This window comes from Streptomyces sp. WY228, assembly GCF_019287315.1.
GTDB classification, from domain to species: Bacteria; Actinomycetota; Actinomycetes; order Streptomycetales; family Streptomycetaceae; genus Streptomyces; species Streptomyces caviscabies.
Genome location: NZ_CP079114.1, coordinates 2,314,645 through 2,340,671, shown reverse-complemented (window position 1 = coordinate 2,340,671; position 26,027 = coordinate 2,314,645). Strand labels below are relative to the sequence as shown.

At 72.8% G+C, this 26,027-nt stretch carries 21 protein-coding genes; 8 read left to right on the top strand and 13 right to left on the bottom strand.

The genetic code is table 11. From position 1 onward, the window contains the following. Positions 1-33: 33 nt before the first annotated feature. The 6 genes from KV381_RS10115 to KV381_RS10090 form a co-directional block, all read right to left on the bottom strand. Positions 34-1,074 carry a methyltransferase gene (locus KV381_RS10115; RefSeq protein ID WP_030078089.1) on the bottom strand — a complete coding sequence of 347 codons (1,041 nt, stop codon included), beginning with the start codon at positions 1,072-1,074 and terminating at the stop codon, positions 34-36. Continuing rightward, a complete protein-coding gene (locus KV381_RS10110) occupies positions 1,071-2,840 on the bottom strand; it encodes a class I adenylate-forming enzyme family protein (RefSeq protein ID WP_086777817.1) in 1,770 nt (589 codons plus the stop codon). Before KV381_RS10110 ends, KV381_RS10115 begins: the two co-directional genes overlap by 4 nt. Positions 2,841-2,975: 135 nt before the next feature. Next, on the bottom strand, positions 2,976-3,338 hold the full coding sequence (locus KV381_RS10105; protein ID WP_218785088.1) for a VOC family protein: 363 nt from the start codon (positions 3,336-3,338) through the stop codon (positions 2,976-2,978). A 119-nt stretch (positions 3,339-3,457) separates the two neighbouring features. Continuing rightward, on the bottom strand, positions 3,458-6,091 hold the full coding sequence (locus KV381_RS10100) for an AAA family ATPase (RefSeq protein WP_218785087.1): 2,634 nt from the start codon (positions 6,089-6,091) through the stop codon (positions 3,458-3,460). Positions 6,092-6,429: 338 nt separating this feature from the next. Continuing rightward, positions 6,430-6,744 carry a multidrug efflux SMR transporter gene (locus tag KV381_RS10095; RefSeq protein ID WP_030622184.1) on the bottom strand — a complete coding sequence of 105 codons (315 nt, stop codon included), beginning with the start codon at positions 6,742-6,744 and terminating at the stop codon, positions 6,430-6,432. Positions 6,745-6,837: 93 nt separating this feature from the next. Then, positions 6,838-7,578, bottom strand: coding sequence for an SDR family NAD(P)-dependent oxidoreductase (locus KV381_RS10090; protein ID WP_030622187.1), 741 nt, complete (start codon positions 7,576-7,578; stop codon positions 6,838-6,840). A gap of 100 nt (positions 7,579-7,678) precedes the next feature. On the opposite strand from KV381_RS10090, the gene KV381_RS10085 reads away from it, so the two are divergent. Together KV381_RS10085 and KV381_RS10080 are read left to right on the top strand one after the other, a co-directional pair. Continuing rightward, positions 7,679-8,293, top strand: a complete 615-nt coding sequence (locus KV381_RS10085) for a TetR/AcrR family transcriptional regulator (protein ID WP_030622189.1) — start codon at positions 7,679-7,681, stop codon at positions 8,291-8,293. A 37-nt stretch (positions 8,294-8,330) separates the two neighbouring features. Then, positions 8,331-9,596: an MFS transporter gene (locus KV381_RS10080; protein ID WP_193463908.1), complete on the top strand. Its 1,266-nt coding sequence runs from the start codon at positions 8,331-8,333 to the stop codon at positions 9,594-9,596. Positions 9,597-9,609: 13 nt separating this feature from the next. Here the strand turns inward: KV381_RS10080 and KV381_RS10075 are convergent, their stop codons facing one another. Next, positions 9,610-11,079 carry a carboxyl transferase domain-containing protein gene (locus KV381_RS10075; RefSeq protein ID WP_193463907.1) on the bottom strand — a complete coding sequence of 490 codons (1,470 nt, stop codon included), beginning with the start codon at positions 11,077-11,079 and terminating at the stop codon, positions 9,610-9,612. After that, the gene (locus KV381_RS10070) at positions 11,072-12,574 is read right to left on the bottom strand and encodes an acyl-CoA synthetase (RefSeq protein ID WP_218785086.1); all 1,503 of its coding nucleotides are present in this window, start codon (positions 12,572-12,574) and stop codon (positions 11,072-11,074) included. Before KV381_RS10070 ends, KV381_RS10075 begins: the two co-directional genes overlap by 8 nt. Positions 12,575-12,925: 351 nt before the next feature. Here KV381_RS10070 and KV381_RS10065 point away from each other — a divergent pair, with 351 nt between their 5' ends. Further along, positions 12,926-15,418, top strand: coding sequence for a PQQ-dependent sugar dehydrogenase (locus KV381_RS10065; RefSeq protein ID WP_218785085.1), 2,493 nt, complete (start codon positions 12,926-12,928; stop codon positions 15,416-15,418). After that, entirely contained in the window at positions 15,415-17,580 is a 2,166-nt protein-coding gene (locus tag KV381_RS10060; protein ID WP_218785084.1) for a ThuA domain-containing protein, read from the top strand. The genes KV381_RS10065 and KV381_RS10060 overlap by 4 nt, the downstream gene beginning before the upstream one ends. Positions 17,581-17,701: 121 nt before the next feature. Here the strand turns inward: KV381_RS10060 and KV381_RS10055 are convergent, their stop codons facing one another. Then, on the bottom strand, positions 17,702-18,925 hold the full coding sequence (locus KV381_RS10055; protein WP_218785083.1) for a NarK/NasA family nitrate transporter: 1,224 nt from the start codon (positions 18,923-18,925) through the stop codon (positions 17,702-17,704). A 127-nt stretch (positions 18,926-19,052) separates the two neighbouring features. Between KV381_RS10055 and KV381_RS10050 the strand changes: the two genes are divergently transcribed. Then, positions 19,053-19,484 carry an Lrp/AsnC family transcriptional regulator gene (locus tag KV381_RS10050; protein ID WP_030078115.1) on the top strand — a complete coding sequence of 144 codons (432 nt, stop codon included), beginning with the start codon at positions 19,053-19,055 and terminating at the stop codon, positions 19,482-19,484. 100 nt (positions 19,485-19,584) lie between these two features. Here KV381_RS10050 and KV381_RS10045 read toward each other — a convergent pair whose 3' ends face one another. The 3 genes from KV381_RS10045 to KV381_RS10035 all read right to left on the bottom strand — a co-directional run bounded on the left by KV381_RS10045 (position 19,585) and on the right by KV381_RS10035 (position 22,922). Then, positions 19,585-21,096, bottom strand: coding sequence for a GAF domain-containing protein (locus tag KV381_RS10045; protein WP_218787193.1), 1,512 nt, complete (start codon positions 21,094-21,096; stop codon positions 19,585-19,587). A gap of 88 nt (positions 21,097-21,184) precedes the next feature. Continuing rightward, positions 21,185-22,222 (bottom strand): rod shape-determining protein, encoded by a 1,038-nt coding sequence (locus KV381_RS10040; protein ID WP_030078118.1) that lies wholly within the window; start codon positions 22,220-22,222, stop codon positions 21,185-21,187. Positions 22,223-22,352: 130 nt separating this feature from the next. Next, positions 22,353-22,922, bottom strand: a complete 570-nt coding sequence (locus KV381_RS10035) for a hypothetical protein (RefSeq protein WP_218785082.1) — start codon at positions 22,920-22,922, stop codon at positions 22,353-22,355. 124 nt (positions 22,923-23,046) lie between these two features. Between KV381_RS10035 and KV381_RS10030 the strand changes: the two genes are divergently transcribed. Further along, positions 23,047-23,865, top strand: coding sequence for a hypothetical protein (locus tag KV381_RS10030; RefSeq protein WP_218785081.1), 819 nt, complete (start codon positions 23,047-23,049; stop codon positions 23,863-23,865). Between the two features lie 9 nt (positions 23,866-23,874). Here the strand turns inward: KV381_RS10030 and KV381_RS10025 are convergent, their stop codons facing one another. Continuing rightward, positions 23,875-24,306, bottom strand: a complete 432-nt coding sequence (locus tag KV381_RS10025) for a MarR family winged helix-turn-helix transcriptional regulator (protein ID WP_030078127.1) — start codon at positions 24,304-24,306, stop codon at positions 23,875-23,877. A gap of 140 nt (positions 24,307-24,446) precedes the next feature. Here KV381_RS10025 and KV381_RS10020 point away from each other — a divergent pair, with 140 nt between their 5' ends. After that, the gene (locus tag KV381_RS10020; RefSeq protein WP_030078129.1) at positions 24,447-25,466 is read left to right on the top strand and encodes an NADP-dependent oxidoreductase; all 1,020 of its coding nucleotides are present in this window, start codon (positions 24,447-24,449) and stop codon (positions 25,464-25,466) included. Between the two features lie 112 nt (positions 25,467-25,578). Continuing rightward, positions 25,579-26,007 carry an organic hydroperoxide resistance protein gene (locus KV381_RS10015; protein ID WP_006124225.1) on the top strand — a complete coding sequence of 143 codons (429 nt, stop codon included), beginning with the start codon at positions 25,579-25,581 and terminating at the stop codon, positions 26,005-26,007. Positions 26,008-26,027: the final 20 nt, after the last annotated feature.

Here is a 26,027-nt window from a genome sequence, read left to right as displayed (position 1 = left end):
CCCCGGGCCCCGGGCCGTTCACCGGCCGTCCCGCTACGCGGGCACCGCCACGATCACGCTCGTGGGCGCCCGGGTCGGCCGGGTCTCCTTGTGCCGGAACCCGGCCTTCTCGAAGAGGTCCACGTACTCGGCCTCCGTCCGCACGTGCCCGGTCAGCAGCGTCAGCATCACGATGTCCTCGAACTTGCCGAAGTGCGGGGTGTCGCCCTCCGGCAGCACCTCGTCGATGATGATCAGCCGGCCCGAATCGCCCAGCGCCTTACGGATGTTGCGCAGGATCCGTACGGCGTCCTCGTCGTCCCAGTCGTGGATCGTCCAGGACAGCACATAGGCGTCGCCGCCCTCCGGAACCGACTCCAGGAAGTCCCCGCCGACGCACTCCGCCCGGTCCGAGAGCCCCAGACCGGCCAGCACCGCCTCCGCGTCCGGCACCACCCTCGGCAGATCGTGGACCACCGCGGTCATCTCCGGATAGCGCTGGAGCAGCGAGCCCACCAACCGCCCGTGCCCGCCGCCGACATCGACCAGCCGGCGCACGTCGGAGAGGTCGTAGGCGTCCAGCGTGCTGGAGTTGACCATCACCGACATGCTGCTCATCGCACTGTTGAACAGCGAGGCCAGCTCCGGGTGTTCGGAGAAGTACGTCCACCAGTCCGTGCCGTGCAGATGGTTGAACGACGGCTTCCCGGTGCGCAGGCTGTGGGCCAGCGCCCCGAAGGAGTTCTGCCGCTCGGGCAGTCCGACGTACCGCGCCAGGTCCCGCATCGACCCCGGTACGTCGCTGCGCAGCGTCGCCGCCAGCGGGGTCAGGGCGAAGGTCCGCGGCTCCACCTCCGTGAAGACCCCGACGCTCGCCAGCGCCCGCAGGCCCCGGTAGAGCGCGCCCGGGTGCGCGCCGGTCCGCTCCGCGATGTCGTCCACATGGCGCACCTCGTCGCCGATCGCGTCGGCGACCCCCAGATCCGCCACGGCGATGATCAGCTGGCTCACCAGCGAGCTGTAGAGCATTTCGTACATCCGGACCGGCGGAGGAACATCGCCGGTCGGCTCGGGGTCGAACTGGTAGCGGGTCATGAGCTGCTCTCCTCGGTGCCCGGCGACGAGGGCCGGACGAGTACGTCGGCGAAGTGTTCGCGCAGGCTGCGCTTGAGGACCTTGCCGGTGGCGCCGGTCGGGAAGTGCTCCGGCTCGGTGGCGAGCACCGCCGCGCTCAGGGCGGTGAGCCCCCTGGCGTGCAGTACGTCGTTGAGCGTGGCCAGCAGGTCGGCCGGGGCCTTCGCCCCGGGCTTCAGCAGGACCGTGGCGAAGGGCGCCTGCTTGCCGAGCGGCGGGGGAGCGTCGACCGCGACGACCGCGCAGTCGGCCACCTCGGGCAGGCCGAGCAGGATCGCCTCCTCCATCGGCAGGCTGTAGACCGGCCCTTCGGCGGTCTCGATGACGTCCGGCACCCGGTCCAGATGGAAGAACCGGCCGCGCCGGTCCCGGTAGACGATGTCCCCGGTCAGCCAGAAACCGGAGACGGACGACTTGCCCGTCAGCTCGGTGTTGCCCCAGTAACCCGGCGTCCTGGTCGGCGAGATGACGCCGAGCCTCCCCGCCCGGCCGGGGCCGAGCTGCCGTCCGTCCGGGTCGAGCACGGTGGCCCGCTCCACCACCTTGACCGGCCTGCCGACGCACCGGTCGTAGTCCTGCCGCTCCGGTTCGCTGACCTTGCGGAACAGCGCCATGCCCATCTCGGAGGAGCCGAGCCCGTCGATGAACCGGGAACCGGCCCGCGAGCTCCGCCCGCCGGGCCACCCGCCGGGCAGCGGGACCGGCAGCCTGCCGTTCCGCCCGCCGGGCCGCCGCCCGTGCCGGATGAGCGCCTTGATGTGCGCCTCGTGCGCGGAGTCGCCCGTGTTGATCCAGGTGTGGACGTTGCCGACCGCCGAGGGCGACAGATCGAGCCGGGCGAGTTCCGCGTACGTCTGCGGGAAGGCGACCACCAGGGTCGGCCGGAACCAGCCGGCCGCGTCGTGCACCGCCTCGCCCGAGGAGTCCGCCATGACCAGCGTCGGCAGCCCGAGCAGGGTGGCGGTCATCAGATAGCTGATGCCCGCCGAGTGGGTCTGCGGCAGCGCGGACAGCATCCGGTTGGAGCCCGCGTCGGGGAAGCTCACCAGCCGGTGCCGCTTGCCCCGGAAGAACTGCCGGTGGCCGAAGGTGACGGCCTTCGGCGGCCCGGTGGTGCCGGAGGTGTGGCACAGCATCACGAGGTCGTCCTCGCCGTGCCGGTAGGGGAAGACGCCGGGCAGCGAGGGCCGGGCGCTCCGGGTGCGCGGGAAGGTGCGCAGGTCCTTCTCGAAGGCCAGGGTCTTCGGCAGGCCGCCCGACTCGCGCAGCCGGTCGATGCCCTCGGCCGTGCCGACCAGGCCGTACACCCCGATCCGGGTCAGGTACTCGGCGGCCACGGCCGGCTTCATCCGGCCGTTGACCAGGGCGGCGATGGCGCCGAGCGAGCTCAGCGCCAGGAAGTGCAGGAAGGCGTCGATGCCCTCGCCGGCGTAGACGCCGACCGGGTCGCCCTTGCGCACGCCCGCCTCGTGGTACCAGGAGGCGTACGCATCACGTATCTCCGTCAGACGGTCGAGGCTCAGCCGCTCCAGACCGTCCTCCTCCGGGCCTCCCGCGTGCTGCGCGAGGAGGAAGGGGGCCGACGGGTCGGGGCTGACGGCACGGGCGTGATCGAGGAAACTGCCCACCCCCAGGGTGGGTTCGGCCAGGAGCCGGAGGCGGGCACGCAGCGGCATCCGTGCCGCCGGCGCGAGGCCCATGCTGATGACGCCGGTATTTTCGCGCATGCGTTCCTTCCGGGAAGAAGTGACGACGGGACCTGCGCTCGCGACGGCCGCCGCCGCCCGCGCGAGGGCGTGCGGCGGCGGCCGGAAGCGCTCGAAAGCACTCGGTAGCGCTCGGGAGCGGCCGGAGCGGCCGGATCAGCCCTCGTAGGCCGTCAGTTCGTAGCCGTCGGGGTCCTTGAACTGGAACTCCCGGCCGCAGAACCCGTCGCAGGGCGGCTTGGTGATGGTCACGCCGTGGTCCGCCACCGTCTTGGCCAGACCGTCCGGGTCCTTCGCCTTGATCCACAGGACGACGCCCCAGCCGAGTTCCGTCACGGAGTCCAGGTCCACCGTGGCCTGGCGCAGGGCGATCTTGATGGGCTCGGTCTCCAGCACGGCGGCGGTGGGGACCTTGGACTCCGTCTCCTTGAAGCCGATCACCTCCGTGTAGAAGCGCCGGGCCCGTTCGACGTCACGGACCTGGAGGGTGAGGAAGTTGGGTCCGATCGCGTTCGTCATGAAGTGCCTCTCTGCCGTTGCGTCACCAACCCTTGGACGGCTCAAGTGTGTTGGGGCACGGGATACGCGGCATCACGTGTTCTCGTGAACTCGGCCGGGCACGGGCGGACGCCGCCGGCTCAGGCCGGACCGGCCGGCGGGACCTCCTCGTGGGTCAGCACCTGACGGGTCAGCTCGACCCGGCTGGTCACCCCGAGCTTGGTGAAGCTGTGCCGCAGATGGCTGTCCACGGTGTGCGGGGAGAGGAACAGCTTCTCCGCCACCTCCCGGTTGGTCAGCCCCTGCGCCACCAGCCGCACCACGCGCAGCTCGGACGGGGTCAGCTGGTCCCACCGGGCCCGGGGCCCCTCGACCGGGTCCAGATCCCGGTCCCGCCCCCGGGTGCGGCGCCGCACCGCCAGGGAGCGCAGGGTCTTGCGCACGCGCAGGGCGTCGCCCCGGGCGCCGTGGTTCTGGTAGCGCGCCAGCGCCTCGTCGAGCAGACCGATCGCCGTGCTCCGGCCGCCCGCCTCGTTCTCCGCCAGCGCCAGGTCCTCGGTCGCCGCGGCGAGCGAGAGCGGCCGGGGCCCGGAGCGGTACGCCGACACGGCGGCGCGCAGCCGGTCCACGTCGTTGCGCAGGACGCCCTCGGCGTGCGCGGCGGCGGCGACCGCCGAGGCCACCGTGGGGTTACGGGTGGCGACCAGGCGCGCCGCCCCGGCGACGGCCGTGGCGCGTTCGCAGTCCCCGGCGCTCATCGCCGTACGGACCAGGCAGGCGCCCGCGTGCGGTTCCCGGGTGAGGAGCAGGGGCCGCTTCGGGACGCCGGAGTAGACGGGGGAGAGGGTGTCGTGAGCGGACTGCCGGTTCTCCTCCGCACTGTGCAGCAGGGCCGTCACCCAGGACAGCTCTTCGCGCGCCTCACCGCTCGCGGCCGCCGACAGCCGGGAGGCGTGGACGACGTGGCGGTTGGCCTCCGTCAGCTCGTGGCGGTGGACCGCCACCCGGATGCGCAGCGCGAGCGGCCCGACCGCGAGGGCCGGTGCGGCGAGCCGCTCACAGATGCGCACCGCCTCGACGGCGTCCTCGTCCGCCTCCTCCAGCTGCCCGGCCGCCAGCTTCAACTGGGCGCGGTGGTAGTGCCACATGGGCCGCACCCAGGGCAGCGCCACATGGTCGGAGGGGTCGCACCGCTCGGCGAGGATCTCCCCGGCCTGGTCGAACTCGTCCGACGCGGTCAGCGCGACCGCCAGCCACAGCCGGTGGTGGGCCCGGCTGGTCCGGTCCCCGTGGTCGCGGGCGATCCGCAGCGCCGCGCGGGCGTGCGCGACCATCTGCGCGTGCAGCCCCTGCACCTGGGCGGCCGAGTACCGCAGCGTCGTCCGGTGCATCAGTTCGGCGTACGGGGCCGGTGGCGGGGCGTGCGGAGCGGCCGTGCCGCCGGCGGCGCCGGTGAGGACGAGCCGCCCGGCCTCCGGCACGAACGGTCCGGCCTCCGGCAGGAACTGCCCCGTCTCCGGTACGAACGGCCCGGCCTCCGGCAGGAACTGCCCGGCCTCCGGCACCGACGGCGCGGCCGTCGGCACGAACTGTTCCGGCTCCGGCGCGAACCGGGCCTCCGCACGTACGGCGGCCGGGACGAGGCCGTCGCCCTCGCCCCGCCGGCCGAGCATCAGATGCTCCAGGAAGGTGGGCGCCGACCGGCCCTCGCGCCACAGGGTGGCGGCCGCCTCGCGGTGCAGGGCGGTCCGGGTGGGCTCGGAGAGCCGGTCGTACAGGGTCTCGCGGACCAGCGGGTGCCGGAAGGCGAGGGTGGGCCCCTCGTCCTCCAGCACCGACGCGGCGATCAGCTCGCCGATCAGCGGCAGCAGTTCCACCGGATTGCGGCCCAGCAGCCCGGCCGCCTCATGGATGGAGAACCTCTGGCCCAGCACGGCCACGGCATCCAGAATGCGCAGGCATTCATGGGAGAGCCCGCGCAGATGATGCACGACGGCCTGCCGGAATGCGGGTGCGGGCTCGGCGTCGAGGAGGACGGCGACACCGTCCTGAACGCACATCCTCCCGTCGGACAGGGAGGTGACGAGAAGTTCTTTGAGGAGAAAGGGATTTCCGTTGACGCGGGCCACCAGTGCGAGAACGTCGTCATCGGGGCGGGCGCCGATCAGTTCCGCGGATATCTCCGCCACGGCTTCCGGTGAAAGCGATTCCAGCCGGTGGTGCGCGGCCCCTTCCCGGATGAGCCAGTCGATGGTCTCCTGGGCATGACCGGGTGTGCGCGAGGTGCCGCGCGCCAGTAACCACAGGACCGGCAGGGTGACCGAGGCGTCGATCAGATTGCGCAGGGCGTCGGCGGTGAGATCGTCCACGAGGTGTGCGTCGTCGAGGGCCACGAGCAGCGGCCGGTCCCGGGTGGAGCGCCGGAGGAACTCCACGATGCGGTCGACCGGAGCGAGCGGATCGAAGGTCCGGCGATCGGTGAGGAGGACATAGTCCCGCGCGGAGAGATTCTCCCTCAGGACGCGGCGCAGGGTGCTGAACGGGGCTCCGGTGTCCAGGGGTACGGCCGTGCCGGCGACGAGGCCGAATCCCGAGGCCTCCCCGTGCATTCCGGCCAGGCGCAGCAGTTCGCTCTTCCCGGTCCCCGCGGCGCCTTCGACGACCAGGCAGCCGCCGCCCCCGGACGCCGCTCGCCCGAGGGCCTGTCGTATCTCGTGGAGGATGGTCTCTCTGCCCGGAAAAGCGGGCGCGGTGGATTTCACATCGTTGCCCATCAACATCCGTAACCTCAACAGATCAAGTCACTGAAATACTTCCGGCCTCCTGTCCGAGACGGCTCGGTGGCAGGCCCCAGGCACGGCTGGGCGGCGGGCGGGAAGAGTGTGCTTGGTGCGGTGCGAATTGCTGAGAAGTGAGTCTGACCCGGAACTGGGGGGATCTACCCCATTCACGGATTTCCAATCTGGCTGAAATGTTCTTGTCACGAGTCAGTGGCCTATTGTCGGGATACCGGTGTGTGATTGTCGCGATTTCGCTTGTGGCACGTTCGTATCCAGGCCCCCGCGCGGGGCGGGGGCCTGGATGGGGCGGGGCCGGGCGACCCCGGGCGGGCTCAGGCTTCCAGCAGCCTCAGCCCCACCACTCCGGCGATGATCGCCACGACACAGGCCAGCCGGGCCGCGGACGCGGCCTCGCCCTGGACGATGCCGGCGGTGACGACTCCCGCCGCGCCGATGCCGACCCAGACCGCGTAACCCGTGCCGACCGGCACCTCACGCAGGGCGAAGGTCAGCAGCACGAAGCTCAGCAGGGAGAAGGTGACGCCGATGACGCTGGGCCAGAGCTTGGTGAAGCCGTTCGATTCCTTCAGGGCCAGGGCCCATACGATCTCCAGCAGACCGGCCGCCGTCAGGATCACCCATGCCATCGCTCCTCCGCCCGTCCGTGTCGCCGGTCCGTCGGTGGTCATGGCGACGCACCGTCGCTTCCTGTCCGTCGCCGTCCGGCGACCCGGTCACGGTCAGGCGGTGTAGCCACCGTCGACCGCCAGTGAGGTGCCGGTGATCCACTGGGCGTCCGGGCCGGCGAGGAAGGCCACGGCCTTCGCGGTGTCGGCCCCCGCGCCCAGCACCTTCGCCGCGGTCCTCAGGCGCTCCTCCTCGGCCTCGTCCGTGCCGTCCGGGTTCATGTCGGTGACGGTGGGGCCGGGGTCCACGATGTTCGCGGTGATCCCCTTGGACGCCACGTCGTGCGCCAGACCCTTGGTGAAGCCGATCAGCGCCGACTTGCTCATGGCGTACAGCGTCACGTCCGGCACCGGCACCCGGGTGGCCCAGCAGCTGCCGACGCTGATGATGCGTCCGCCGTGTCCCAGGTGCGGGATCGCGGCCTGGGTGGCCAGGAAGACGGCCCGCACATGGACGGCCAGCGTGCGGTCGATCTCCTCCAGCGTCACGCCCTCGATCGGCCCGTAGGGGAAGATCCCGGCGTTGTTCACCAGGATGTCGAGCCGGCCGAGCTCGGCAGCCGTCTGCTCGACGGACCGGACGACGGCCGCCGGGTCCGCGCTGTCGGCCTGGATGGCCAGGCCCTTGCGGCCGAGCGCCTCGATCGACTTCACGACCTCCTGGGCCTTGTCGGCCGCGCTCACATACGTCAGGGCGACGTCCGCGCCCTCCTCCGCCAGTCGGAGGGCGGTCGCGGCACCGATCCCGCGGCTTCCTCCGGTCACCAGTGCCACCTTGCCCGCAAGCTGAGGCATCTCGCTCCATTCACGCTAAGGTATATATCTAGGTCGGACGATCCAGAAATACTAAACAGGCAGGATGTCCGGGGGTCAACCCTTCCCCGAGGAGGCACAGATGGCCGAAAGAGGCCGACCGCGCGCGTTCGACCGCGCCGCGGCGCTGCGGCGCGCGATGGAGACGTTCTGGGAGTTCGGGTACGAGGGCACGAAGCTCACGGACCTGACCGCCACCATGGGCATCAACTCCGCCAGCCTGTACAACACCTTTGGCTCGAAAGAGCAGTTGTTCCGCGAGGCCGTCGCGCTCTACGACAGCACCACGGGCTCGGCGACCAACCGGGCCCTGCGCGAGGCGCCGACGGCACGGGCCGCCGTGGAGGCCATGCTGCGCGGCAACATCGACACCTTCACCGACCCGGCGACGCCCAGCGGCTGCATGATCGTCCTGTCGGCCACCAACTGTTCGCACCAGAACCGGCAGGTCGCCGAGCATCTGTCCTGGTGGCGGCGGACCTCGGTCACGGATCTGGAGAAACGGCTCGAACGGGCCGTCGAGGAGGGTGAGCTGGCCCCGGAGACGGACGTCCGCTCGGTCGCCGCCTTCTACGCCACGATCCTGCACGGCCTGTCGATCGAAGCCCGCGACGGCGTCCCGCTGGAGCGGCTCCGCTCCACCGTCGACCACGCGGTCGCCCTGTGGGACTCGCTGGTACGGCAGCCGGTGGGGTGAGAACGCCCCGCCGGGAAGGCGCTGGCTACCATCCCGTGTGACCGAAACGAGCGAACCACCTGTACACCGCAGCCATATATTCGCCGACCTGACGCCGCTGCGGGCCTCGCCCGACTACCGGCGGCTCTGGTTCGGCAACACCGTCTCCTGGATCGGCCAGGGCATGACGGCCCTGGCCGTCTCGCTCCAGGTCTACGACATCACCGGGTCCGCGTTCTCCGTCGGGCTCATCGGCTTCTGCTCGCTCGTGCCGCTCGTCGTCTTCGGGCTCTACGGCGGGGCCGTCGCCGACACCGTGGACCGGCGCAAGCTCGGCCTGTTCAGCGCCACCGGGTCGTTCGTCCTCTCCCTCGTCCTGGCGGGCGCGACCGTCGCGGGCGTCGAACACGTCGGTCTGCTGTACGCGATCGTCGCCCTCCAGGCCGTTTGCTTCGCCCTCAACGCACCGGCCCGCTCCTCGATGATCGCCCGGCTCCTCCCGGCCGAGCAGCTGCCCGCGGCCAACGCGCTGACCACCATGACCAGCACGACGGGCACGCTCGTCGGCCCGATGCTCGGCGGACTGATCGTCGGCTGGTGGGGCTACCGCGCCGCGTACACCGTCGACGCCGTCTGCTTCACCGCCTCGCTGTACGCCATGTGGCGGCTGCCCTCGATGCTGCCCGACCGGCAGAAGAGCGACACGGGCAAGCGGGCCTCCGTCCTGGACGGGCTGCGCTTCCTCGGCACCCGGCCCAACCTGCGGATGACCTTCTTCACCGACCTGTGCGCGATGGTCCTCGCCCACCCCCGCGCCCTCTTCCCGGCCGTCGCCGTCCTCTGGTACGGGGGCGACGCCCGGACCACCGGACTCCTCGTCGCCGCCCCGGCCCTCGGCGCGCTGCTCGGCGGAGTGTTCTCCGGTTGGTTCGGCCGGGTCCGGCGGCACGGACTGGCGATCCTGCTGGCCGTCGGCTCCTGGGGCACCGCCATCGCCGTCTTCGGGCTCACCCGCGACCTCTGGCTGGGGCTGCTCTTCCTGGCGTTCGCCGGATGCGCCGACACCGTCTCCATGGTCTTCCGCAACACCATGCTCCAGGCGGCCGTGCCCGACGAGATGCGCGGCCGGCTCCAGGGCGTCTTCATCGTCGTCGTGGCGGGCGGCCCCCGCCTCGGCGACTTCCTGGCCGGTTCGGTCGCCGACCTCGTCTCGCCCGCCGTCGCCGTCACCGGCGGCGGCATCCTCTGTGTGACGGGCGTGGCCCTGCTCGCGCTGAAGTGGCGCGCCTTCGCCCGCTACGACGCCCGCGACCCGCAGCCGTGACCACGCCTCCCGTTCAGCCGACGATCGAGCGGGCGAAGCCCAGGTCCACGAGGTCCTGCGGGCGCAGCCGCAGCTGGTCGGCGGTGGCCCCGGTCTCCGACGGCGGCCGCTTGAGGATCGCGGCGGCCAGTTCGGGCGCGATGACCGAGAAGTAACTGTCCGCCGTGACATGGGTGTTGCCCGGAGCCGCGAGAGCCAGCGCCCCGCCCGAGCCGCCCTCGCCGATCACCAGGGTGGTCACCGGCACCCGGGCCGCCGCGATGGCCGCGAACGTCTCCGCGATGGCCGCGCCCGCCCCGGCCCGTTCCGCCTCGGCGTCGTTGGCCGCGCCCGGGGTGTCGACGAGGGTAAGCACCGGGGCGCCGAGTCGGTCCGCGAGCCGGATCGTCCGGGCCGCCGTACGGTATCCGGCCGGACGGGTCGCGGTGCCGCACTGCGCGACGTACGCCACCGCACTGCCGTCCGCGCGCAGCCCGAAGCCGCACAGCAGCCCCGGGTCCGTGCCGCCGCACCGGTCCCCGTGCAGCGGCAGCCGTACGGCGAAGTAGTCGGCCAGATACGCCTCCGCACGCGGCCGCCGGGCATCGCGGGCCCGCGCCACCGCCTCCCGTCCGGTCTCCGGCAGCCGCGCGGTGGCCGACGGTACGGCGGGAGCCGACGGTACGGGCAGGGCGCGGGGCACCGGGGCGGCGGGCGGCGGGTCGTGCGGCCGGGGCGGGGCGGCGTCGGGCGCGTCGGCCCCGGGCGCGCCGGACGGGTCGTGCGGGCCGGTGCCAGACGGCTGTGCGCCGGCCTGCGGCCCGAGCGCGCGCAGCCAGTGCGTCACCGTGGCGGCCAGCTCGTCGGCCGGTACCACCGCGTCCACCTGGCCCGCCGCGAACTGGCCCTCGGCGCTGTACGCGTACGGATCAGCGTCCGCCGGCCGCACCCGGGACCCGGCGAAGCCGACCTGCGCGCCCGGCAGGGCCAGCACCACATCCGCGCCGGCCCCCACCGTGGCCCAGCCGCCGCCGGTCGTCGGATCGCGGACCACGGCGATCTGCGGGAGCCCGGCCGCCCGCAGCCGGGTGGCGGCCGCCGCCACCCGCTGGAGCTGGGTGAGCGCGACCATGCCCTCCTGCATCCGGCTGCCACCGGTGGCGACGAGCGCGAGCAGCGGCAGTCGCCGGGTCAGGGCCAGCGCGTACGCGGCCTCCAGCCGGTCGCCCGTCCGCTGCCCCAACGAGCCGCCCAGGAAGCCGAATTCGAAGGAGAGGAGCACGCACGCGCGGTCGCCGACGACCCCGGTGCCGTACACCACGGACTCCTCCTCGCCGGTCCGCGTCCGGGCCCGCTCGCGCGCCGCGTCGTAACCGGCCCAGCCGAGCGGTCCGTCGGCCGGCAGCTCGCGCGGCGGCGGCAGGTGCTCGGTGAAGCCGGCCGGGCCGGTGAGCAGGGTGACGGCCTCGCGGGCCGTCATCCGGGCGGGGGTCTCGTCAGGCACGGAGCGACCTCTTCATGATCTTGCCCAGGTCGTTCCGGGGCAGGGCGTCCAGATAGCGCACGGTGCGCGGGCGCTTGTGCGGGGCGAGCTGGGCCGCCACATGGTCCGCCAGCTCCTCGGCGGCGGGCGGAGAGCCGGGGTCGGCAGCGACCACCCAGGCCACGACCCGTTCGCCGAGGTCGGCGTCCTCCTCGCCGGTCACGGCCGCCTCCCGGACGCCGGGATGGGCGAGGAGCACGTTCTCGATCTCGCCCGCGCCGATCTTGTAGCCGCCGCTCTTGATCAGGTCGGTGGCCTTGCGCCCGACGATGGCGACGTACCCGTCGGTGTCCACCGTGCCGACGTCGCCCGTACGGAACCAGCCGTCCGCCGTGTGCGCGGCGGCGGTGGCGTCGGGCCGGTTGAGGTAGCCGGTGAACAGATTCGGCCCCCGCACCTGGATCTCACCGATCGCCCCGGCCGCGTCGAGCACCGTGCCGTCCTCCTCCACCAGGCGCAGCTCCACACCCGCGAGCGGCGGGCCCACCGTGCCCGGGCGCGGTGGGCCGTCCGCCCGGATCCCCGTGTTCATCAGGGTCTCCGTCATCCCGTACCGCTCGATCACCCGCCGCCCGGTCGCCGCCGCGATGCGTTCGTGGTCGTGCACGGGCAGCGCCGCCGACCCGGAGACCAGCAGCCGGGCCGACGCCAACGCCCCCGCCAGCGCGTCCCGTTCGGCGGTGCCCGCGGGCGCGTCCAGCACCTCCGCCAGCCGGTGGTACATCGTCGGCACGCCGAAGAGCATCGTGCCTCCGGAGCCCAGTTCACGGGCCACGCAGTCGGCGGAGAACTTCCCCAGGTGGCGCAGGGAGCCGCCCCGGCGCAGCGGGCCGAGGACGCCCAGGATCAGCCCGTGGACGTGGAACAGCGGCAGCGCGTGGACCAGGACGTCGTCGCCGCTCCACCCCCAGGCGTCCTCCAGCGCGTCCAGCGACGCGGCGACGGCCCGGCGGGGCAGGACGGCTCCCTTGGGCGGGCCGGTGGTGCCGGAGGTGTAGACGATCAGGGCGGCGGCCTCGGGGTCCTCGACGCCCGCGTTCCCCTCCAGGCCCGCCGCGACGCCCGCGCGCTCCTCCGGGCCCTCCGCCGCCTCCCGCGCGTCCACCGTCACCCGCCGCAGCTTCTCCAGCCCGGACGGCAGTACGTCGTCGGGGCCCGCCAGCACCGCCGTGGGCGCGCTGTCGGCCAGGATGTGCGCCAACTCACGCTCTCCGGTACGCGGGTTGAGCGGCACGGCGGGCACTCCGGCCCGCAGCGCCGCGACCACCGCGATCACCGTCTCCGGCGTCGGGGTGGCCCAGACGGCGACCCGGCCCGCGTCCGCGACACGGGCGGCGAGCGCGGCGGCGGCCCCGGCCAGCCGGCCGTAGGTCAGCGAGAGATCACCGAAGCGGACGGCCTCCCGGGAGGCTGCCGGGCCGGTGGGGGACTGGAGCGCGGGAAGAAGGAGGGTCACCCGGGAAGCCTAGACGCCCCTATGGGTGGAGGCCCGGCGGAATCGCTGCACGAAGCACCGAACCGGAATTTTGACACGACCTTGACAAACTATTTTTGCGTTGCCAGCATGCAAAAAGCCTGCCCGGCAGGAGCGTTGGAGCGCTCTCCGGAAGCAAGAATCTGCCTGCGCCCGTGCACCGGCGCAGTCGTCGCACGCCTGCACGCCGCATGCCCGTACACCGTGCCCCGCACGTCGTGCACCCGCATGCCCGCACGCCGTACGCCCCGCGCACCGGGCCCCGTACGTCGCAAAGCGCGACAGCGCCTTGCCTGACAGACCCCACGTACCGTCAGGAAGGAACGACCGACCATGTCACCCGCACCCCCACGGTGGTCCAGATACGTCACCGCCCTCGCCGCTCTCCTCGCGGCCACGCTCGCCGTCCCCGCCGCCGGACCTGCCCTCGCCGCCGACCCCGAGGCCCGCGCCCCGCGCATCGCGGCCGACGACATCCCGGCCGCCGACTACCAGCAGGTCCAACTCGCCCTCGGCGCGGCCGAACTGGGCGAGGCCATGTCGCTCGCCGTGCTGCCGGACCGGTCCGTGCTGCACACCGCCCGCGACGGCACGGTCCGGCTGACCGACGCCGCCGGGGCCACGAAGACGGCGGGCAAGCTCGACGTCTACACCCATGACGAGGAAGGCCTCCAGGGCATCGCCGTCGACCCGGCCTTCTCGACGAACCGCTATGTCTACCTGTACTACTCGCCCCTCCTGAACACCCCGCCCGGCGACGCCCCCACCACCGGTTCCGCCGCCGACTTCGCGCCCTGGAAGGGCCACCTCAGCCTCTCGCGCTTCGTCCTCAAGGCCGACGGCACCCTCGACCTCGGCAGCGAGAAGGTCGTCCTGGAAGTCGAGAGCGACCGGGGCCAGTGCTGCCACGTCGGCGGTGACATCGACTTCGACGCCGCCGGGAACCTGTATCTGACCACCGGCGACGACACCAACCCGTTCGAGTCGAGCGGCTACGCGCCGATCGACGAACGTACCGACCGCAACCCGCAGTTCGACGCCCAGCGCTCCTCCGGCAACACCAACGACCTGCGCGGCAAGCTGCTGCGGATCACGCCCACGGCGGACGGCGGCTACACCGTCCCGGCGGGCAACCTCTTCGCCCCCGGCACCGCGAACACCCGGCCCGAGATCTACGCGATGGGCTTCCGCAACCCGTTCCGGATGTCCGTCGACAAGAAGTCCGGAGCCGTCTACATCGGCGACTACGGCCCCGACGCCGGAACCACCGACCCGAACCGGGGCCCCAGCGGTCAGGTCGAGTTCAACCGCGTCACCCGGCCCGGCAACTTCGGCTGGCCGTACTGCACGGGCACCAACACGCCCACGGAGACGTACGGCGAGTACACCTTCCCCAGCGGCCCGTCCGGCGCGAAGTACGACTGCGCCTCCGGCCCCGCCAACAACTCCTTCCGCAACACCGGCCTCGCCACCCTGCCGCCCGCCCAGCCCGCCTGGATCCGGTACGCCGGTGACGCGGGCTCACCGCCGGAGTTCGGCGGCGGCTCCGAGTCCCCGATGGCCGGACCCGTATACAACTTCGACGCGGACCTCGACTCCGCCGTGAAGTTCCCCGCCTCGCTCGACGGCCGCTTCTTCGCCACCGAGTACGGCCGCAAGTGGATCAAGCCGGTCGAGGTCAAGGCCGACGGGTCGCCGGGCGTCATCGACACCTTCCCGTGGACCGGCACCCAGGTGATGGACTCCGCGTTCGGCCCCGACGGCGCGCTCTACGTCCTCGACTACGGCACCGGCGCGAACAACCAGGCGCTCTACCGCGTCGAGTACCTCGCGGGCAGCAACCGGTCCCCGGTCGCCAAGGCCGCCGCCGACCGGAGCTCCGGGCCCACCCCGCTCGCGGTCTCCTTCTCCTCGGCCGGCAGCGCCGACCCCGAGGGCGGAAACCTCACCTACGCCTGGGACTTCGGCGACGGGGCCACCTCCACCGACGCCAACCCCGGCCACACCTACACCACCGCCGGGACCTTCAACCCGACCCTCACCGTCACCGACCCCGAAGGGCTCACCGGCACCGCGAGCCTGGTCGTGACGGCGGGCAACACCGCGCCCACCGTCACCCTCACCACCCCGGCCGACGGCAGCCTCTTCTCCTTCGGCGACTCCGTCCCCTTCACCGTGACCGTCAGCGACCCCGAGGACGGCACGGTCGACTGCTCCAAGGTCAAGGTCACCTACCTCCTCGGCCACGACAGCCACCGCCACCAGATCACCTCGAAGAACGGCTGCTCCGGCACCATCGACGTCCCCGTCGACGGGGAGCACGACAGCGCCGCCAACATCTACGGGGTCTTCGACGCCGAGTACACCGACGCGGGCGGGCTCACCACGCACAGCGACGCGATCCTCCAGCCCCGCCACCGCCAGGGCGAGCACTTCGCCGCCCAGAACGGCATCGAGATCGCCCCGCACGGCGCCGCCGAGGGCGGCGCGGCGGTCGGCTACACGGACGACGGCGACTGGGTCTCCTTCACGCCGTACGTGCTCTCCAACGCCGGCACCATCACGGCCCGGGTCGCCTCCGGCGGCGCGGGCGGCACCCTGGAGGTACGGGCCGGCTCCCCGACGGGCACCCTGCTCTCCTCCCTGCCCGTAGCCCCGACCGGCGGCTGGGAGAACTACGTGGACGTCACGGCGGACGTGAACAACGCCCCTGCCGGATCGACCGAGCTGTTCTTCGTCTTCACGGGCCCGACAGGTCAGGGCAGCCTCTTCGACCTGGACGCCTTCACCTTCAGCACTCAGGGAGCACAGGTGAACGACCGATGAGACGACCCCGTGTCCGCCGCCTCGCCTGCGCCGTGGCCCTCGCCCTCGGGGCGGCCCTCCTGAGCCCCGGCGTGCAGAGCGCGGCGGCCGCCGACCCGTACCAGGTCCTGGTCTTCTCCAAGACCGCCGGATTCCGCCACGACTCCATCCCGGCGGGCATCACCGCCCTCCACGAGCTGGGCGCGGCCAACGACTTCACCGTCACCGCCACCGAGGACGCGACCGCCTTCACCCCGCAGAACCTCGCCGACTACGAGGCCGTCGTCTTCCTCTCCACCACCGGCGACGTCCTGAACGACACCCAGCAGAGCGCCCTGAAGGGGTACGTGGACGGCGGCGGCGGATTCGTCGGCGTCCACGCCGCCGCCGACACCGAGTACGACTGGCCGGAGTACGAGGACCTGGTCGGGGCGTGGTTCCAGAGCCATCCGGCGATCCAGGAGGCCCGCCTCACCACCGAGGACCACGTCCACCCGGCGACCGCGCACCTGGACGACACCTGGACCCGGACCGACGAGTGGTACAACTACCGCTCCAACCCGCGCGACAGCGTCCACGTCCTCCAGTCGCTGGACGAATCCAGCTACAGCGGCGGCGAGATGGGCGGCGACCACCCGATCACCTGGTGCCACCCGCAGCAGGAGGGCCGCTCCTTCTACACCGGGCTCGGCCACACCATCGAGTCCTTCGCCGACCCGGACTTCCGCCAACTCCTGCTCGGCGGCGTGCAGTACGCGGCCGGGGCCGTCGAGGCGGACTGCGGAACCGGCGACCCGGGCCCGGACCCGGGCGGCGACAGCGCGGAGGCGGAGGCGTACACCTCCTCCTTCGGCGTCCAGAGCGCCGCCCACGGTTCGGCGAGCGGCGGAGCCACCCTCGGCTACATCGACGACGGCGACTGGGCGGGCTACTCCTCCCTCGACACCGCCGGGGCCACCGCCTTCACCGCCACCGTCTCCTCGGCCGGCGCGGGCGGCACGATCGAGGTCCGCTCCGGCTCCGCCACCGGCCCGCTCCTCGGCTCGGTGGACGTCGCCCCGACCGGCGGCTGGGAGACCTTCACCGAGGTCACCACCGCCCTGACCACCGCCGGGACGGGCCCGCTGTTCCTGCGGTTCACCGGGGGAGCGGGCGCGCTCTTCGACGTCGACCGCCTCACCCTGACCCGCGCCCCGGCCGCCGAGGCCGAGGGCTCGTCCAACGTGCACCTCTTCTACTACCCCTGGTACGGCACCCCCGACGGCTCGGGGAGCTGGCGGCACTGGCAGCAGGGCGGCCACACCCCGCCCGACTCCATCGGGGCCGACCTCTACCCGAAGCTCGGCCCGTACGACTCCGGAGACATCGCCGGAGCCGTCGACCAGCACATGGAGTGGGTGAAGCGGTCCGGCGCGGGCGTCATCGTCTACAGCTGGTGGGGGCAGGGCGGGTACGAGGACGGCCTCGCCGGTGACGTCCTGGACGCCGCCGCCCGCCACGGCATCGAGGTCGCCTGGCACATCGAACCGTACGGCGGCCGCACCGCCGCCTCCGTCGTCGACGACATCGCCTATCTGGAAGGGAAGTTCGGCGACCACCCCGCGTTCTACCGGGACGCGGCGAACGGCGACCGGAACGCCTACTACATCTTCGAGAGCCTCAAGATCCAGGACTGGTCGGCCCTCGACGCCGTCAAGGACACCGCCATCGTTCTCGCCCAGACCACCGACACCAGCAAGGTCGACCACTTCGGCGGGATCTACACCTACGACGGCATCGCCGGGGCCACCGCCCCCGGCTGGAAGAACGCGGGCGACTACGCCAAGGCCAACGGCCTGGTCTGGGCCCCCTCGGTCGCCCCCGGCTACATCGACGACCGCGCCGTCCCCGGCAACACCACCCCCACCCTGGGCCGCGCCGACGGCGCCTCCTACGACCTGGAGTGGAACAACGCCCTCGACCCGGCCATCGGCGGCGACCCCACCTGGGTCTCCGTCACCTCGTTCAACGAGTGGCACGAGGGCAGCTCCATCGAACCGGCCTCCTCCACCCCGCCCCCGGGCCACGGTTACGAGACCTTCGACGGGGCCTACGGAAAGACCGGGGATGCCGCCGAGACGGCCTACCTCGACCGGACCGCGTACTGGGCGGACCGGTTCGAACAGCGGCTCCGGCAGCGCTGACGGCCGCACCGGGCCAGGCGAACGAAGGGCCACGCACACGAACGGCCACGCACACGAACGGCCACGCACACGAACGGCCGCGTTCCGGCGGGAACGCGGCCGTTCTTCCGTGCCCGAGGGCTCACCCGTCGCGCTGGATGTTCCGCATCCGCCCGTACGCGTACACACACCCCGCCAGCGCCAGATCCGACAGCAGCATGAAGCCGATCGCGTAACTGTCCTTGGCGCTGTAGATCGCGCCCATCACCAGCGGCGGCACGAAGCCGCCCAGCCCGCCCATCGCGCCGACGATGCCCGTCACACTGCCCACCTTCGGCTGCGGCGTCACCTGCGAGACCAGGGCGAACACACTGCCGCTCGCGGTGCCGAGCCCGGCCGCCATGGCCAGCAGCGCGATCGTGCCGACCGGGTTCAGCGGCGGCTCGAAGGCCTGCACGATCGCCATCAGCGCGGCCAGCAGCAGGGCCGCCGAGGTCACCAGCGCCGGATGGGCCCGGTCCGAGAGCCAGCCGCCGATCGGCCGGAAGACGACCGTGACCAGGGCAAACCCGGCCGCCTTGGTGCCCGCTTCGGTCGGTGACATCTCGTACCAGGTCTTCAGGTACGTCGGCAGATAGACCCCGAACGCCACGATGCCGCCGAAGCCGATCGCGTACAGCGCCGACAGCTCCCACGTCACCCGCAGCTTCCCGGCCGCGCCGAGCCGGTGCACCAGCGTGTCCGTCGGGATCTTCCGGCCCGGGTGGTCGGTCACCAGCACGGCGGCCACCAGGGCGAACACCACCAGCGCGCCCGCCACCACGAGGAAGGGCAGGTTGTCGCCGTGCTTCGCGATGCGCGGGGTGAAGTAGCCCGACAGCGCCACCCCGCCCATGCCCATCCCGAACACACCCAGCGCGAAGCCCCGCTTGGCGGGCGGGAACCACGCGTTGACCAGCGGAACACCGATCGCGAACGTCGTGCCGCCGAGCCCGAGGAGAAAGCCGACGGCGAGCATCGCCCCGTAGGAGTTCTTCGCCGGGATCAGCAGCAGCACCGGCACGATCGTCAGCGCGGAGACCAGCGGGAACATCAGCTTCGCGCCGTACTTGTCGGTGAGCGCCCCCACCGGGATCCGGCCGAGCGACCCGACCAGCACCGGCACGGCCACCAGGAACGACTGCTGGAACGAGCTGAGCCCCAGCCGGTCCTTGTAGTCCCCGGACATCGGCGCGATCAGGTTCCACGCCCAGAAGGTCAGCGCGAAGCCGACCGTCGCCAGGACGAGATTGCGGTACGCGGCCGAGGGCGGCGCGGCCGCCGCCGGGACGGGCGGCTCGGGGGACTGCTTGACGGGGGTGTCCACACCCGCAAGTCAAGGGCGCGGGCCATCGAACGGCCCGCCGGGCTGCGCCGACCGGGGGACGGTGCGCGCCGCCGGCTTCACCCGGCTTCCTTCAGCCGATATCGCCGCAAGCTGGGACAATCACGGTATGGATCGGCTGGACAGGGAAATCCTCGGCATTCTCCAGGAGGACGCCCGGATCTCGTACCGGGATCTGGGCGTACGGGTGGGGCTCAGCGCCAACGCGGCGGGCGACCGGGTCCGCCGGATGCGCCGCGACGGGGTCATCCGCGGCTTCACCGTCATCGTCGACCCGGCCGCCGACACCCGTTCGGGCCTGGTCGTCTTCATCGATGTGACGCTGCGCCTCGACACGACGAACGAGGAGTTCGAGCGCTCGGTGCTGATGCTGCCCGGGATCACGGAGGTGGTCCATGTGACGGGCGGCCACGACTACCTCGTACGGGCCACCGCCGCCGACCCGGGAGCGCTGGACACGCTGCTGCGCCGGCTGAAGCGGGAGGCGGGCATCGCCCACTCCAACACCCGGATCGCGCTGCGGGCGGCCCCGAAACACTGAGACCGGGGCTCCTCGCCCGCGGACCGGGCCCCTGCGGGCGGGCCCCCTCGGCCCGGACCGGGACCGCCCGCAGGGGCCCGCCCGCCCGCCGGGCCCGGGATCAGATCGGGGTCTGCCAGGTCACCGTCGTCGGCCGGCCGTCGTCATCGCCGCGCCCGTCGTCCGCGACCACCAGCCGCACCCCGCTGCGCCCGTCCGGCAGCCGGACGGGCGCTTCCACCTCCACCTCGATCGCCGAGACCCCGGGCCTGCGGTGCGCGGCGGCCAGCGCCCCGCGCAGGGCGGCCAGCAGCTCCTTGCCCGGCTCCGCGCCCACCAGCGCGTCCACCGCCCCGGTGAAGTGCACCGACGGCGGGAAGCCCAGCAGCGCCGCCGCACCCCCGGTCTCCCGCAGCACCCGGCCCCGGAAGGTGCTCGGAGCCTCGGCGGGCGGCTGCTGGAGGGCGAAGATCGCGGTGCGCACCTCCTGGATGGTGGAGTCCAGCTCGTCCACCGCCCGGCCCAGCAGCTCCCCGGCCTCCGCCTCCGAGGCGGCCCGCCGCCGGGTCGACTCCAGCATCATCTCCGTGGCGAAGAGCCGCTGGACCACCAGATCGTGCAGGTCACGGGCGATCCGGTCGCGGTCCTCGTACACCGCGAGCTGCTCCCGGTCGGCCTGCGCGTCCGCCAGCACCAGCGCCAGCGCCGCCTGCGAGGCGAACTGGGTCGCCAGTAGCCGGTCCAGGTCCGTGTAGGGGCGCTCGCCGCGCCGCCGGGGAAGGGCGAGGGTGCCGATGAGCCGCCCGCCGCTCTGCAACGGCAGCATCATGCTCGGCCCGAACCGGGAGCGTACGGCGGTGGTCATCCGGGGGTCGGTGGCCGAGTCGTCGATGAAGACCGGCTCGCCGCCGAGCAGCTGCACCAGCACGGCGGAACCGGGCTCGATCACCGTGCCGACGATGCCCGCCGGATCGTCCTGCGTGGAGGCGGTGACGATCTCCATGCCGCCCTCCTCGGTCGGCTGGAGGATCACCCCGGCCGACGCGCCCGCCAGCGCCCGGGCGCGCTCGGCCACGGTCATCAGCGCGTCCGCCGCGTCGGTGCCGGTCAGCAGGGCGGTGGTGACGGCCGCCGCCCCCGCGATCCAGCGCTCGCGCTGCCGGGCCGTCTCGTACAGCCGGGCGTTGCCGATCGCGATGCCGGCCTGGGCGGCGAGGACCCGCAGCAGCGCCAGGTCCGTGTCGGTGAACGGCCCCGACGGCTTCCCGGCGAGGTAGAGATGGCCGAACACCTCGGTCTGCACCCGGATCGGGGCGCGGAGAAAACTCCGCACCGGCGGGCCGTCCGACGGGCTGCCCGGCGAACGGCCCGGCGAACGGCGGGGCGGACGGCCCGGCCGGGTCAGGGTGGCCGGACGCCCGGCGGGCTCGTCCGGGAAGAGGTCGAGGTGGCGCCGCTCCGCCTCCGTCATCCCGGCGGTGTACAGACCCTCGATCCGGTCCCGGTCCGGGTCCAGCACCCCGAGCGCGCCGTGACGGGCCCCGGTCAGGGCGGCGGCGGTGTCCACGATCTGCTGGAGGGTGGAGCCCAGCTCCAGATCGCTGCCGACGTTGAGGACCGCCTCCAGGAGCATCGGCAGCCGCCCGGCCGCCGCCGGACCGGGCTCCACGGGCCCCTTCACCCGCACCGTCCGGGCCGACGCCCCGTCCGTACCGACGGGCTCACCCCGCCAGGGGGTTCAGGACCATCGGCTGGATCTTGCCGTCCAGCATCGCGCCCAGACCGAGCACCGAGCAGACGTCGGGGCGCTCCGCGATGTGCACCGGCATCCCGGTCGCGTCGCGCAGCATCTGGTCGAGGCCCGGGAGCAGCGCGCTGCCGCCCACCATCATGATCCCGCGGTCGGCGAGGTCGGCCACCAGATCGGGCGGGCAGTCGCGGAGCACCTTGCCGACCCCGTCCAGCACCGCGGTGAGCGGGGTGTGGATGGCCTGCCGTACGGCGGCGGTGTCGACCTGCACCGAGCGGGCCAGCCCGGTCGCCACGTCCCGGCCGTGGATCTCGGTCAGGGCCGGGCCGGTGAGCTGGAGGCCGTTGCCGTGCAGCGCCAGCTGGAGCGGGCGCACGGACTGGCTCGGCAGCAACAGCTCGTGGTGCTGGCGCAGATGCTGGATGATCGCCTCGTCGATCGCGTTGCCGCCCACCGGGATCCGGACGGCGGTCACGATCGAGCCGAGCGAGAGCACCGCGATCTGGGTGGTGGCGGCCCCGCACACCATGATCATGGTGGCGGTCGGCTGCTCGACCGGCAGCCCGCAGCCGACGGCCGCCGCGATCAGCGTGTCCACCAGCTCGACCCGGCGCGCGCCGAGCCCGACCAGCGTCTCCACGGTCGCGCGCTGGGCCAGCGGATCGGCCTCGTGCGGGGTGCAGGCGGCGGCGCGCAGCCGGGGCTTGCGGCGCAACTGGCGACGGAGCTTGTCGCCCAGCAGATGACGCAGCATCCGCTGGGCCATCTCGATGTCGACGACGGTGCCGCCGGAGACCGGGCGGGCCACCCGGATGTACTCCGGGGTGCGGCCGGTCATCTGCTCGGCGAGCGCGCCGACGGCGATGAGGGAGCCGGTACGGGTGTTGACCGCGGCGACGCTCGGTTCGTCGACGACGAGCCCGAGCCCCTTGACGTACACCCGGGTCCTCGCGGCCCCGAGATCGACGGCGACATGGCAACGCTGCAACTGCTCAAGGCTGACGGTCACGGCGAGTTCTCCCGAGAGCGCGGATGGGGGCACCGGCGGCAGCCGGTCTCTCCTTGCATGGTCGCGCCGTCCGGCCCTTCGCGCGCGCTGAGCTGCGCCGTAAGGGGGCGGGAGCTGACGGCTCCTCAGCTCACCCCGTCGGCAGCAGCCGCTGGAACAGGCCCCAGGTGAACTCGGCCACGCGCTCCTGCCCGGTGGCCGGATCGGTGAGGGCCAGCGACCAGCGGGTCGGGGCGCTGCCCTCCATCGGCCGGGCCGGCGGAAAGGCGCGGGCCGCCTCGTCCACCGTGCACGACCAGGGGCGCAGATCGGTTACGGAGGTGAGGTCCGGGCCCGCCGCGCCCGGCGCCCGCACCAGCCACTCGTTCCACACGGCCCCGCCCGGACCGGCCGTCACCTCGAACCGCAGATCCGGCCAGAGCGGCACCGGCCACAGCAGCGCCTCGCACTCCAGGTCGCCGACCCGGCGCGGCAGGACCAGCTCCGGTTCGCCGAGCACCGAGCGGTAGCGCCGCAGCGATCCCCGCCCCCGGGGCGCGCGCACCATGGCCTGCCAGCGGCGGTTGGCCTCCCGCATGTCGGCGAGCGAGGCGCTCAGTTCGTGCCGGGCCTCCTCGACCAGGCCGGGCTGGAAATCGGCCATCCGGCGCAGCAGGACGAGCTGGAACCGGAGGGGGCCGAAGGGGGCGGGAGCGGTCATGTGGCCCATCCTCCCGCGTGTCAGGCGTATCGGACCGGCTGTCACCGGAATCCGTTCTTCCTCACACAATCCTCACCTGGGCGGCTTCCCCGGTTGTTCCGCGCCCGCCTAACCTGCGGGCGCCATGGATTACTGCCACCCGTGCCGACGGCATCTCAACGGAGCCCTGGCCTGCGCCGGGTGCGGTACGCCCGCGGAGGCGCTGGGCCCCTACGCGATGCCCGGGGACGCGGCCGCCGGGCCCGCGCCGGACGGGACACCCGCACCGGCCGACGAGACCGGCCCCCGACGCGGCACGCGGCGGGACGCCCGGACCGGAGGGCGGTCCGCCCGGCGTGAAGCCGCACGCGGCGCCCGGCGCGAGACGGCACATGACACCCGCCCCGGCTCCCGGCGGAAGGCCGGGCGGTCCGGCCGCTCCGGGCGCGGCAGCCACCGCCGGCGCGGCCGTACCGTCCTGCTCGCCGCCCTCGGGCTGCTCCTCGCGGCCGGTGCGCTGAGCCTGGCGGAACTGGCCCTGGAGCCCGGGCGGGACGACACCGCCGCCGACTTCGTGAGCGAGGCTTCGGGCGGTCCGGCCGAGCCCGCGCCCGCGGAGACCTCCGCCGACGCGCCCCGCGATCCCGGCCCGGTCGGCACCCGGGCCGGGGCGACCACGGGCCCCGGCACGGACGCCTCACCGGCCGGCTCCGGGGGCGGGGGCTCTTCGGAGTCGCCGAGCCCCGAGGTCTCCGGCACGGACGAGCCCACCGCCTCGCCGGACCCCGAGGACCCGGACCCGTCCGAGGCCCCCGACAGTCCGCCCGCCGATCCGCCGGGTCCGGGCGACCCGGACCCGGCGGAGCCGACCACCGCGCCCGCGCCCCCACCGCCCCCGGCCGAGCCGACGCCCACCCCGACGCCGTCCCCGACCTGCACCCGTTTCCTCTGGTGGTGCACGTAGGCGCGACGCCTACGGGGCCTCCTCGCCCAGCATCCGGCGCAGCAGATCCCGCAGCACCGTGCGCTCGGCGTCGGAGAGCCCGGCCAGCGGCTCCCGGGCGAAGTCCAACGCGTCCCGCAGCTCGCGGGCCGTACGCCGGCCCTTCTCCGTCGCGGCGGCCAGCTTCACCCGCCGGTCGGCCGGATCGGGCCTGCGCTCGACCAGCTCCCGGGTCTCCAGACGGTCGATGATCCCGGTCACGTTCGACGGCTCGCACTTCAGCCTGAGCGCGATCTTCCGCATCGGCAGCGGCTCCAGCGAGAGCAGCCCGAGCACCCGTGCCTGCGCGCCCGTGAGGGAGTGCTCGGCGGCGGCCCGGTCGTACTCCTCGTGGTAGCGCGCCACGACGGTGCCGATGAGCTCGACGACCTCAAGGGTCAGGGTGTCTGTGCGAGTGGCCATGGACGACAGCGTACCGATTTACTTGACATCATGAAATATTCAGGAGCATGGTTGTTTCATGTCATGAAGCTTTTCGCGCGGTAGCCAGTACGGCGCGGAGGCTCACCCCCCCCGTAGGACATTGAGGAGACACCGAGCCCATGTCTGCAGCACTTCCCACGTCCAGCCGTGAATGGCACCTCGTCGCCCGCCCGCACGGCTGGCCCAAGGCCGAGGACTTCGCGCTGCGTGAGGCCGCGGTCGCCGCTCCGGCCGAAGGCCGCATCCTCGTCCGCAACAAGTACTTCTCGGTCGACCCGTACATGCGCGGCCGGATGAACGACGTGAAGTCCTACACCCCGCCCTTCAAGCTCGACCACCCCATGGACGGCGGCGCGGTCGGCGAGGTCATCGCCTCGAACGCCGAGGGCTTCGCCGTCGGCGACCACGTCCTGCACGGTCTCGGCTGGCGCGAGATCGCCGACATGCCCGCCAAGCACGCGGTGAAGGTCGACCCCGACATCGCCCCGCTCTCCGCCTACCTCGGCGTGCTCGGCATGCCCGGGCTCACCGCCTACGCGGGCCTGTTCGAGGTCGCCTCCTTCAAGGAGGGCGACGCGGTCTTCGTCTCCGGCGCGGCCGGCGCCGTCGGCAGCCAGGTCGGCCAGCTGGCGAAGCTCAAGGGCGCCTCCCGGGTCATCGGCTCCGCCGGCTCCGACGAGAAGGTCAAGCTCCTCACCGAGGAGTACGGCTTCGACGCCGCGTTCAACTACAAGAACGGGCCGGTCCGCGACCAGCTCAAGGCCGCCGCCCCCGACGGCATCGACGTCTACTTCGACAACGTCGGCGGCGAGCACCTCGAAGCCGCGATCTCCTCGTTCAACCTGCACGGCCGCGCCACCATCTGCGGCATGATCGCCCAGTACAACTCCACCGAGCCGACCCCCGGCCCGAGCAACATGGCGCTCATCATCGGCAAGCGGCTGCGCCTCCAGGGCATGCTCGTCGGCGACCACGCCCACCTCCAGGGGCAGTTCGTCCAGGAGGTCGCCGGCTGGCTGGCCTCGGGCGAGCTGAAGTACCAGGAGACCAAGGTCGAGGGCATCGAGAACGGGTACGACGCCTTCGTCGGCCTGCTGCGCGGCGAGAACACCGGCAAGATGATCGTCTCCCTGGTCTGATCCCCGGTCCGACCCAGCTCCTGCGCTCACGGGCCACGCGTTAGGCTCGTCCACAGGCCGTCGCGATCGTGGGCGCGAGTCGCGGCGCACCAACCGGAGGAATCGTCACACCATGACCATCCAGAAGATCGACGTCGCCTACACCGCCGTCGCCACCGCCGAGAACGGCCGCGACGGCCGGGTCTCCTCCGACGACGGTCAGCTCGACGTCGTCGTGAACCCGCCGAAGGCCATGGGCGGCAGCGGCGCGGGCACCAACCCCGAGCAGCTCTTCGCGGCGGGCTACAGCGCCTGCTTCCAGGGCGCGCTGGGCGTCGTCGCCCGCCAGGAGAAGGCCGACATCTCCGGCTCGACGGTGACCGCATCGGTCTCCATCGGCAAGACCGAGGCCGGCGGCTTCGGCCTGGAGGTCGCGATCAGCGCCTCCATCCCGAACGTCGACGCCGCCACCGCGCAGGCGCTCATCGAGAAGGCCCACCAGGTCTGCCCGTACTCGAACGCCACCCGCGGCAACATCAAGGTCGAGCTCTCGGTCGCCTGACCGGTCGAGGCCCCGCGCGA